Source organism: Rhizobium sp. BK176 (assembly GCF_024808055.1).
In genome coordinates this window covers 1-10,461 of record NZ_JANUBV010000053.1, presented here as the reverse complement: position 1 = coordinate 10,461, position 10,461 = coordinate 1, and the positions used below count along the sequence as shown (strand labels likewise).

The following is a 10,461-nucleotide window of genomic DNA, read 5'->3' as shown; positions in this document are numbered from 1 at the left end:
CTTACCATTGACAGGGACGTCACCGCCGTGAAGTGGCGTCTGTGGCACGGTCGCGTCGATCGGGCGATCCGCGACCTGGAGCAACTCCTGGTCAGTCTCAAGCAGTCGCAGCGGGGAGGTGAATTCTCGATTGCACGGCTTCACAGCCTTGGCTCGCAGCTCCTGACCTACGCTTGATCAGTGTCAGCGGGGCTTTTCATACCCGTTGTGCAAAAAATACAACATTTTACGGATATCATTTCGGACCCGCAGAAGTCATCGTCGCTGGGCGTCGAGAACGGGTTGGTTAACCGCAGCACAGGGTCGAAAGATCCTTGGCCAAGGGCTGCGTCGCCAGTCCTTGGCCCCATCAATCCTGAAGTTCGTAGACAGCGGCGTTGTCCTGCACCTCTCGTAGCCCCTTGTAAGACGCATGGCGTATCTTTCCATCATGCGTCCAGGCGCGATACTCGATCTCGGCTATGAGCGTCGGCTGAACCCATACGAGGTTCTTGCGTCGGCCGGCGTAAACAACAGGCGGCTTCTTGCTCTTGATGGTGTCGAGCATCTTGCGAAGGGATTCCGCAGTCTCTTCGCTGAAGCCAGTGCCGACGGAACCGACATATACCCAGTCATCGTCCTTGCGAGCTGCCACGAGCAGGCTGCCGATCCCTGACCGGGCCGAGAGTGAATGCTCATAGCCCACGACGATGAAGCTGTCGCTCTGGACGCATTTTATCTTCAGCCAATCACCGACACGGCCCGATCGATAGGTGCTGTCCTTGCGCTTGGCAATGACGCCTTCGAGGCCGTGCCCGCATGCGGCGTTGAAGATAGAGCGGCCGTCGCCGTCAACCTCTTCGGAAAGCCGGATGGCGCCCTGCTCGTTCTTCAGGAGCGATTCAAGGAAGAATCGGCGACCCGTCAGCGGCGTTTCCCGGATATCGTGGCCGTCGAAGTAGAGGAGATCGAATGCGAACATGATAGAGGCGCCTGAGTTCAGCTTCCCTCCCCGACCACCGAGCGACTGCTGGAGCTTGCCGAAGTCCGATCGGCCGGCGTCATCGAGTACGACGGCTTCACCATCGAGGATCGCTGAGCCGACGCCGAGACGCTTGGCGTCGGCCTCGATAGCGGGAAAGCGGCGGGTCCAATCGTGGCCACCACGGGTTAAGATCCGGACGTTGCCATTGTTGAGATGAACGGCGATGCGGTAGCCATCCCACTTGATCTCGTACAGCCAATCCGGCCCAACGGGCGGACGTGGCTTCAACAGTGCCAGACAAGGTTCGACGCGAGCAGGCATCGGATCAAGCGGGAGCTTCGGCTGAGAGGGGTCCCGTGGCTTTCGAGCGCGGCTGCGAAGCGGCTTATCATTTGCAAGGAGGGGCTTTGAATGCGGAGACTTTGCCATCAGATAATTACATCAGGCAAAGCTTAAAAAGACAATTAATTCATTGGTGGACCGAGCCCGGATCCGGGACAACAGCGCGCTACGCGGAAGCATAGATAGTACGCCCAAGAAGTTCAGACGATCAGTTTGGCTTCTGTTGAGGGTTACGCGAGCGCTAAGTCCCGCGGGGCCGAAATTGAGTTCAACAGAACCTGTCCCCTTAGAGAGAACTCGTCAGCAATCGACTTCCGAAGCCTCGCCGTCGAGGCGAGGGTTCACTGGTGGCCCGCCGTTTTATTCCCAGTCAATAAACATGCTCTCACCAATCGCGGAACTGGCCACGTGCACCCTTCCCTCGCCCACGCTAAGCGCGCCGTACTTCATCGCATTGGTTCCAAGTTCGTGAAAGATCAAAGCGAGTTTGGCCGCGGCTTCCGGGGTCACGCCGACAGAATGACCTGAAACCTGGATTCTGTCCCCGAACGGAATAGGCACGGACTGAATCATCGATAGGATATCCTGATGGCCGTCCGATTTATCGCGCTCATGCTAGTCATGGCTTGGACGAGCGTCACCAAATTGGCCATGCGATGAGCCATTTCGCGCGCGTATAGCTGTGAGGTCTTTTCAGCCGCTCCGGCGCGAGCGGCAGACGAGCGGAGACAATGGGTCAGGAGGACAAGAAGTCCGGACAGGAAAAGGTAGATGCCGACGGTGATTCATTGGTGGCGCAGCAAAGCAAGCGAATAGAACGGCGGCACCCACACGTACGCAGCCACCAGCCCGCCCATAAGCATCGTGGCAATTCCAGTGCCGGGGCCCACCCCGCGGGGAAGGAGGTGATAAATGGCACCCCCGTATACGACGCGCGGTCAATCAACGCTCGGAGCGCGGCGGCAACTACCAACATGCAAGCGAAACAATTCCTCCGCAGATATACGGATAATTTCGAGCCACCTCTGTGGATATGTGGCTGATCGTTTTCATGCGCCGTCTTTCGAAGAGACGCTACCATTCAAATATCGCATGCGATACAGCACAGGCTAAGCCGCCATTACGAACGAATCAATCAAAGATAAGCCCGCCCCGCCGGCAGGCGTTTTTTTGCGCCGAGCTTTCAAAAGTTATCGAGCTATTTAGGCAACCCAGTTCCCACCAGACCGCGGCGAAAATGTTCGATCTGGTCCACGGTCTCGACGACTATGCCACGTTCCAAGAATTCGGTTATCGTTAGATCGGGGAATTCCGCATGCAGATTTGCCGCGAACGTAGCCGCTTCGTCCACTCGCCCCGCCATCGACAGGCACGCAAGGATCCTGGCCTTCGTGTACCTTCCCGGATTGGGAAGCTGTCGTAGCGCGAACAGCGCACTCGGATAGTCACCTCTGAAATACAGAAGGTTGCCCAGTACTGCATGATACCAACCTGGAGGATAAGGGTTGAGCCGCATGCCTTCTTCGACCCATGGCACCGCCTCCTCGATGCGGTTGCGCCGCGCGAGGACACCGCCGAGTTGAACCATGGCGCTTGCGTCGCTGGGATTGAGTTTGCATGCCAGCCGGAACTCGATTTCCGCGTTCTGAAAATCCCTCAGGAACAAGTGAGCAAGTCCTAAGACGCGGTGAGCGCCTGACTCACCCTCATCCAGTTTTACTGCGTGACGCGCCAGAGCGATGCTTTCGTGAAGAACGTTCTCTGGGGCGTTCGCGTAGCCACCAACTGCTATCCGGGCAAGCGCGAGATATGCGTGCGCTAGTGCAAAGCTGCCGTCGCCGGCGACGGCCGCTTCGAACATCTCGACCGCCTTTGCGTTGTCATCGGGCTCATACCCTCTCAGGTGCACAAGCCCACGTAGGTAAAATTCATAAGCGACGAGGCTGTTGGGCGGTCGCCGGGCGGCTTCTCGGTAGTCGGCGCTTTCAATTTGGCCGACCAGATTGGCAATGATCATCTTCACGATGTCGTCTTGGATGGCGAAGACGTCGTCCGCCGTTCGGCGGTACTTCTCCGACCACAGCAGCCGCTCGGTATCGGATTGGATCATGCGCACAGACACGGCCAAGTCGCTGCCGGACTGACGCATGTCTCCGGAAACGAGGTAGTTGGCGCCGAGTCTACGTCCGAGTTCTCTTAGATCCTGGGACTTGTCCCGAATCGCAAATGCGGATGATGCGGCAATCACAGAAAGACTTTTAAATCTTGCAAGTCCGGAGATAACGTCCTCCGTAAAACCGTCGACTCGTAGTTCGTCTGTGTCGGCGCTTGCACGACGGAACGGAAGGACCGCAACGACGCTTTGGAGCGAGCGCTCTCGTGCCGGCGCTTTGGGCCAGTGCCATACCCGAACGGGTTTTGGAATGTTCTTGAGCTGGACCGCACCTCCATCCACAAAATGCTCGCGCAGATCTGCCGGAGTTTCGGAATAGGTTGTGTCCGAGATGCAAATCCCGCCGGACAGTGCCTGAGCTTCCAATCGTGCCGCGATGTTAACTCCATCCCCGAAGACGTCATCGTCGATCGTCATCACCGCTGCGAAGTTTATACCTATTCGGATCTGCAACGGCTTCATCCCGGCCGGTATCGATCCACTCGCGATCAGATGCTGAAGTTGGAGAGCGGTAGAGACTGCGGAGGCAGCGTCATCGAATGTTGCGAGGAGGCCGTCACCCATAAGCTTGACGGTATGACCGCCGCCTGCCGCAATGCGTGGGTTCAAGAGCTCGGTTTGCAGCAGCCTGACACTGTCAAGCGCGCCATCCTCGTCATCGGACATCAGGCGCGAATATCCCACGACGTCCGCCGCCAGAATGGCTACGAAACGTCTTGCTGTCGGCGTCGGGGTCATTGTTCAAGCTCCGAGGGGCCAGCTTCAGTCGCTATGCTACCCTCAGCACCCGCCAATGTCATGGACCATGTGGTCACAACAGTTTGGAACCGTCCAGTTTTCAAAGCCGACTGCGCTGATGGTCGGGAGGCCTCGATCACGCGCAAAGCGCCAATTCACGAGAACCTCCAAGGAACTGGTTTGCCTGCGGAAAAGGGGGGAAACCTCGTTGGTCGCGACCAAATCGATCCGCACGTGAGGCACCGCTAATCGAGGGTCACAGGCTGTCCGTGCGGAGTCCGCAAGTAGGCTTCCTCCCACGCATGCTCACGCTCGTGGAGTTCTGCCTTCGACACCTTCCCGCTGTCAGCGAGCAGCGCTTCAATCGCAGAAAGGACCGCAATGAAGTAGCTTTCGGAGTCATCGGCTGTGCCATTTTCGCCAGAGGCCCTGATCGCCGCGCCTAGTGCATTGGTCCAAGATACAGGGGAAATCTGTCCGGAACTAACGAGAAGAGACGCCATGGCGAGTGCCTGGGCATGCCAAGGTTCGAGAAACGGCGGCTCTCTATCCCTCGTAATCAGTCGTCCCGCGCTATCGTTGTCATGCAGGTTCAAGATAGCTCTCCCACAAGTCGACAAACACTTGGTCGATGGCGTGCTCGGCTTCGGGCCAGAGTTTGCTCGCTTCGAATCCCACGGTATAAAGGTGTTCGGCCTTCGTGCTGCCGTGTGCTGAGGCGTCAGGGAGCACATGCCCGCCGTGATGCGCGTGGACGACGCCTTGGCGGCCTCGAACATATCCTGGAAGCCTGGTATGTCCCGCCGACCCCAGGGATGAACACCGAACGGAATCGCCGGGTGCAAACAGCGCAGTCGCGCTCATTTCGCGGGCATAGCTCTTCGGTTCTTTGACATAGGCGCGCGAAGCTTCGGCGGTATCGGCCGGATATGCGGGTTTAGGCACGAAGAACGATGCGCCTGACCTGATCTCTTGCAGTGTTAGATAACCCTCGTCGACAAGCTGCGCTGCAAGGGTCGTGATCCACTGGTCGAAATACGGCCGTGTAAGATAATCCGTGGGCACGATCAACTCGCGGCAGTGCCGGAACCAGTCTATCGTCCAGCCCGAACCGAGCGCGGAGGATTGAACGATACCGAATGCGCGGGTTTCCCACTCTGCATTGAAAGGCTCGCCGTCTTCTTTGTTTGGAACAGGGCCAAAGCCCTGCCTACCACCGATATCGTGGACACCATCCATCAGCTTAAGTCCTTCGATGGATGGAGATCGCGCTGGGTGCCGATCATGGAGTTCCGCGTCACCAGCTTGGCGAGAGCGCTCTCGTTCAAATCCTCGAGCCCTGTGGGCCTTTGCGGCACGACGAGGTAACGGCGTTCCGAGGTGGAGTCCCAGACGCGCACCTGTATTCCAGCGTCCAGTTCGACACCGAACTCTTTGAGGACGCCGCGCGGGTCGCGAACGGCACGCGCCCGGTATTCGTTCGATTTGTACCATGCCGGCGCCAGGCCGAGCAGCGAGAACGGATAGCAGGAACACAATGTGCAGACGACGAGATTATGGACGCTCTCGGTGTTCTCAACCGCCTGGAGATGACCCGTAGCATGCCCGGCGAACCCCAACTCCGCGATGGCCGAGGTGCCGTCCGCCAGGAGCCTCTCCCTGAAGGCGGGATCGGTCCAGGCGCGCGCGACGACTGCTGCGCCTCGCTTTGGTCCGATTTCGTCACGGTACATCTCGATCCAGGCATCGATTGCCGAGGCGTCGAGTAGCTTCTTCTCGGTTAGCAGGCTTTCTAGTGCCTTGGTTCGCAGGGCAGGTTCGGACGGCAGGTCGCTGTGGAGCTCGTGATGGATGTGCGACAGTCTTTTTGAATCGAAATCCGTCATGGCGTCACCCCAGTTTCGCTGTCGGCACTGCAGTCACGGCGGCGGCTCGTCCCTGGAGGTGGCCGCCATGACGCAAGCGATAAGCCGACGAAAAACTCTGCCATAAGTATTACTGGGACCCGAGGCGGAGGTGAAGTGAAAACATCTGCTATTGGGCGAAAGCCGCGCGATTGATTTCGATCCTAGGCAGGGGCGTAAAGCTTTCGGCTCGAACGTCCGCGAACGCGCCTTGGGCGATTGGGACGTCACATTGTCCAAAAATCCACGAGAGGACCGTCATTCTAGTGGAGCACATCGCCATTCCCCAAAACGCCCACAGTGTGCCGAGCAGGGAATAAGAGTTGTCGACACCGTGAATTATCAACACTGCGCCGATGAGGAGCATCAGGAAGCCAACGGCGCTTTACTTCGATCCGTATCATCTTCAACCCTCCTCACTATCCGGAAACGGACGGTTTTCATCCTGCCGTGAGAACGTCTCGTTGGCGTAGCCGTCCAATAGCGTCTCGCAATTGGCCAATCGTTCGGCTGCCACAGGGGCGAGCCTTGCACCCGTAGAAGTCCAGCCTCTGGATTTTCTCGAACCACGCCTTCAGTTTCTTGAGGTCTAAGTCGTTTTCCTCAATCTCGGCGTAGCTGTAGTGGTCGGAAGCGATTTCCTTCGCAATCTCCGCCTCGAAGTCATCGCAGCGATCCAGCAATTCCCTGTAGGCCTCGTCGCGCTCCGCGCGGAACCGCGCCACGATCTTTTCTGCTTGGGCTTGATCGAGAGGAGCGCTATCCAGGAGGATTGACTCGCCACCCATTTCCGAGATTTCATTATCGATAAGCTTCAGCGCCCGACGATGTTCGTCAGTCTTGGGCAAAAGGCAGACGCCGTTCTGCAAATAGACCGCTCCCATTCCCTTCAGCTTTCGCCAAAGCGCAATGCGATGCCGGTTCGGTTCAGCGGGAACCTTATAGGCAAGAACGCCTCCTGTAGCCATGCCAGTATCCTTTGTGTAACTATGGTTACAAGCCAACTGATGCGTTTGCTGGGAATATGGAAGAGCATCAACGAAATGATCTCCTGCGCAAGGTTGTGATTATCGTCGCCTTGCTCAATCTTGCGTACTTCTTCGTCGAGGTTGCCGTTGCCCTTTCAATTGGCTCTGTTTCGCTCTTCGCCGACAGCGTCGACTTTCTCGAAGATGCTTCCATCAATTTCCCGATCGGGCTAGCCCTGGGCTGGTCGGCCCGGCAGCGAGCAAAGGTCGGCATGGTCCTAGCGACGATAATCCTAGTGCCCGGTCTTGCCACCTTTTGGGTTGCATACGGTCGTTTTATGGACCAGACGCCGCCCGAGTCCTTCGCCTTGAGTCTAACCGGTTTCGGGGCGATGCTCGTTAATCTGGCCTGCGCCCTGATGCTCACTGCCTTTCGACATCATCGCGGCAGCCTGACGCGGGCGGCTTTTCTCTCAGCACGCAACGACGTCCTCGCTAACATCGCAATCATCGTCGCCGGGTTCGTTACAGCGTTCATTTGGCCGTCAGCTTGGCCTGATCTCTTGGTTGGCTTAGGAATTGCAGCAATCAATGCGAACGCCGCTTGGGAAGTGTGGGAAGCTGCCCGGGAAGAACATCAAGGCGTGCGCTCCTAGATAGCCGCTTGCATGGAGATAGGATGTAGCTGCGTCATCTCTCTGTTGGCACCAATCGCTCCGAAGCCCCACTCCCGGAGTGAGAAGAGGCTGCGGCTCAAGCCCATATTGGGTCGCAGTCTCGAAAAACCTCAAATATCCGAACCTTTGCCCGGACATCGAGAGCGGCGCAATCGAGGCGCTTGTCGCCGCAAGTATCCAGATGCCTTTATCGCAGGACACGATCTTGAGGCTTTAAGCTGAATTGCTTTTATTTTCGGGAAGGCAGCACAAAATATACTGATTTGGTCGTCCGTAACAGCAAAGGCCTTGGATGAGCTACGTGGACATGGCTTCCTAGAGCGGCGGCACTTTGACGATGACAGCTCGAAAGGCGTCTACGGAATTACGATGGCCGGGAAGGTTTGGCTACTTAAGAACAAGTAGACGCAGAGCGGTTGCGCAATCGGCGATTGCTAGCGACCGACACTTCCAAAACCAGACGCATCCATTTTCATTGACGAATACGACTTTTGCGGTAGTATTAGCTACTCTTTCTAGTTCCTCCCGTTGTTCCCCTACTCACCCCGCTAGGTCGCGGGGTTTTTCTTTGTCTTTTTGGGAAGAAGCGCGCAACCCGCCTTGTGAATTGACGCTAGATTATATTAGCGCTTTCTGTAAGGTTGTACTGTCTGCTTCTCTGAGGGCAGCAGGGAGGTTCAAAAGTTGGCTGGACCCCTTCCTCGAACCTCCCACTCAATCGCCCCCGCCCCCACCGTTTCGATCAAAGGCGGTCAGCTAAAATCGTGATTTGAAGGGGAACAATCTTTTGACTACTCTTCGCTTTGCGCTCTGAGGCCTTTGGGCGCAGTTCTTCTGTTTTCTCAAGACCCCGCCATAAGCGGGGTTCTTTTTGCGCAGCGAAGCGCCTCATTCTCCACTTGCCCCCCGCCTAAGACGCTTGCTGGGAAGCTGGTTGCCCTTCAACGTTCAGCTTCAACGCCGAATTCATTCACAGCTCGAGCGTTGCGTGGCGTGGCCAGGATCACAAGGTTGGGGTAGAGCGATGTTGATTTCGTAAGGTCTATGATCCTCGATATAACGCTAGCCATTTTTAACTTGCATACAATTCGAGCGGCTTTGGAAATCAATTATTACATAGAAATAATCTGATATGTCTCCATCGCTGTGTTGGATCTGGAACACGAAAATGGTCGGACGTTTCACTCGGCATGCCATTCGATTTTTCCGCAACAATGACGGCAACTTCGCAGTGATCACTGCGCTGGCGTCGGTACCCTTGCTCTGCGCTGCCTCCCTTGCAATCGACTACACCAACGCCAGTTTCGAAGCCGAGAAGCTGCAGGCCGCGCTTGACGGCGCGACGCTCAAGGCCGCACAGCTTTATGGCCAGGGCCAAACCGAGGAGCAAGCCACCGAGGGTGGAAATGAAATGTTCTTCGGCAATTGGAAACGCCCCAAGGGTATCGCGGACGCTGGCGTGGTAGCGCCTCTACCTTCAGTCAATTTCGTCTACACGGAAGCGGGCCAACAGGTGACAGCAGTCGCCGACTATGCGTTCGACTACGATCCTGTATTCCTGACGCGTCTGTCGTTTCCCATCTCCCGCCACAGTGGCGCCTCTTACCAGAATGCCGCCGAGGCTTGCATCCTGGCGCTCAATCCGACGGCCAATCGGGCGTTCGAGGTGAGCGGCAGTTCCAAGGTCGATACGTCGGGCTGCACGATCACCGCAAATTCAATAAGCGACGAAGCGATTTATGTGGGCGGCTCGGGAAACCTTAAGACGGAATGTCTTTACACGCCGGGCAAAGTCTCGGCATCGCCTAGCAATACGAAGCTTGCATGTGGTAGCGCACATGAAGGGAGCGCGCCGGCCGTCGATCCGTTCCAGCGAAAGAAGATGCCGACAGCTGGACAAGCGGTGAATCTTTCGGGATGCGGAGTGAACTATGTCGGCGGCGGTGGCGGTGGCGGCAATTGCAACGGGACCGGCAAGACGTCGAACAAACCTCCTGAAGGCTATGCGGTAACGCTGAAGCCGGGCACCTATGCCGGCCTTGAAATAAAGGGCAATGTGAAATTGCAACCTGGCGACTACGTGATCGACGGCGGTGTCTTGAAGTTCGCAAGTCAGTCGGTGGTCACTGGTGACGGTGTGACTTTCTTCCTGCTGAACGGCGCACAGCTGGATATCCATGGCGGTTCAACCTTCAACGTGACCGCGCCGACATCGGGCACATGGGCCGGGTTCTCGATCGTTGCAGACCGCAGCAACACGGCACCTGCCGTCATCAACGGAAACAGCTACTCGCACCTCAACGGCATTATCTACATGCCGGCTTCTCAGGAAGTCCAATACGCGGGCAATGGTGGTACGGGCGGCGAATGCGTCCGCATCGTTGCCCAAGAGATCACCATGATCGGCAACAGCACGTTCAAGCTCGATTGCAAGGCTGAACTGGCAGACAACAAAATCAACAATCCAGGAGCTACCACGCTTATCCAGTGAGGGACCTATCAGCGAAGGGCGGGCTTTGATAATTGAAGCTCGACCATCCCCTGCTGCTGAGGAGAACAGCCACTGCGTGTATTCCGCGCCATCATTGAGCGTTCTACACGAGACCGGTAACTTCTCCGGGGTTGAGCACGGATTGTTAGGCCTGAATGGTACATGACCATCGCTTTGCTCAAGGAGGCGACGGTGGCGGTGGAG

The 10,461-nt window shown here is 57.0% G+C and carries 9 protein-coding genes; 2 read left to right on the top strand and 7 right to left on the bottom strand.

The features are described from left to right. Positions 1-349: 349 nt before the first annotated feature. From ligD to FHT76_RS40805, 7 genes are all read right to left on the bottom strand, one after another. Positions 350-1,393 carry a non-homologous end-joining DNA ligase gene (gene ligD, locus FHT76_RS40835; protein ID WP_259186870.1) on the bottom strand — a complete coding sequence of 348 codons (1,044 nt, stop codon included), beginning with the start codon at positions 1,391-1,393 and terminating at the stop codon, positions 350-352. 273 nt (positions 1,394-1,666) lie between these two features. After that, on the bottom strand, positions 1,667-1,879 hold the full coding sequence (locus FHT76_RS40830) for a hypothetical protein (protein WP_259186869.1): 213 nt from the start codon (positions 1,877-1,879) through the stop codon (positions 1,667-1,669). A gap of 625 nt (positions 1,880-2,504) precedes the next feature. After that, entirely contained in the window at positions 2,505-4,217 is a 1,713-nt protein-coding gene (locus FHT76_RS40825; RefSeq protein WP_259186868.1) for an adenylate/guanylate cyclase domain-containing protein, read from the bottom strand. 245 nt (positions 4,218-4,462) lie between these two features. Beyond that, a complete protein-coding gene (locus tag FHT76_RS40820) occupies positions 4,463-4,813 on the bottom strand; it encodes an SH3-like domain-containing protein (RefSeq protein WP_259186867.1) in 351 nt (116 codons plus the stop codon). Next, on the bottom strand, positions 4,800-5,456 hold the full coding sequence (gene nthB, locus FHT76_RS40815; RefSeq protein ID WP_259186866.1) for a nitrile hydratase subunit beta: 657 nt from the start codon (positions 5,454-5,456) through the stop codon (positions 4,800-4,802). The genes FHT76_RS40820 and nthB overlap by 14 nt, the downstream gene beginning before the upstream one ends. Then, on the bottom strand, positions 5,456-6,103 hold the full coding sequence (gene nthA / locus FHT76_RS40810; protein WP_259186865.1) for a nitrile hydratase subunit alpha: 648 nt from the start codon (positions 6,101-6,103) through the stop codon (positions 5,456-5,458). Before nthA ends, nthB begins: the two co-directional genes overlap by 1 nt. A gap of 458 nt (positions 6,104-6,561) precedes the next feature. Continuing rightward, positions 6,562-7,089, bottom strand: coding sequence for a Chromate resistance protein ChrB (locus FHT76_RS40805; RefSeq protein ID WP_310503315.1), 528 nt, complete (start codon positions 7,087-7,089; stop codon positions 6,562-6,564). Positions 7,090-7,145: 56 nt separating this feature from the next. On the opposite strand from FHT76_RS40805, the gene FHT76_RS40800 reads away from it, so the two are divergent. Both FHT76_RS40800 and FHT76_RS40795 read left to right on the top strand, forming a co-directional pair. Further along, positions 7,146-7,745, top strand: coding sequence for a cation transporter (locus FHT76_RS40800; RefSeq protein ID WP_259186864.1), 600 nt, complete (start codon positions 7,146-7,148; stop codon positions 7,743-7,745). Between the two features lie 1,189 nt (positions 7,746-8,934). Beyond that, on the top strand, positions 8,935-10,257 hold the full coding sequence (locus FHT76_RS40795) for a TadE/TadG family type IV pilus assembly protein (RefSeq protein ID WP_259186863.1): 1,323 nt from the start codon (positions 8,935-8,937) through the stop codon (positions 10,255-10,257). Positions 10,258-10,461 lie beyond the last annotated feature (204 nt).

What these genes read in the sequence shown, in the direction of transcription:
- ligD (WP_259186870.1), bottom strand. Translation starts at nt 1,393, where the DNA reads ATGGCAAAGTCTCCGCATTCAAAGCCCCTCCTTGCAAATGATAAGCCG.
- FHT76_RS40830 (WP_259186869.1), bottom strand. Translation starts at nt 1,879, where the DNA reads ATGATTCAGTCCGTGCCTATTCCGTTCGGGGACAGAATCCAGGTTTCA.
- FHT76_RS40825 (WP_259186868.1), bottom strand. Translation starts at nt 4,217, where the DNA reads ATGACCCCGACGCCGACAGCAAGACGTTTCGTAGCCATTCTGGCGGCG.
- nthB (WP_259186866.1), bottom strand. Translation starts at nt 5,456, where the DNA reads ATGGATGGTGTCCACGATATCGGTGGTAGGCAGGGCTTTGGCCCTGTT.
- nthA (WP_259186865.1), bottom strand. Translation starts at nt 6,103, where the DNA reads ATGACGGATTTCGATTCAAAAAGACTGTCGCACATCCATCACGAGCTC.
- FHT76_RS40805 (WP_310503315.1), bottom strand. Translation starts at nt 7,089, where the DNA reads ATGGCTACAGGAGGCGTTCTTGCCTATAAGGTTCCCGCTGAACCGAAC.
- FHT76_RS40800 (WP_259186864.1), top strand. Translation starts at nt 7,146, where the DNA reads ATGGAAGAGCATCAACGAAATGATCTCCTGCGCAAGGTTGTGATTATC.
- FHT76_RS40795 (WP_259186863.1), top strand. Translation starts at nt 8,935, where the DNA reads ATGGTCGGACGTTTCACTCGGCATGCCATTCGATTTTTCCGCAACAAT.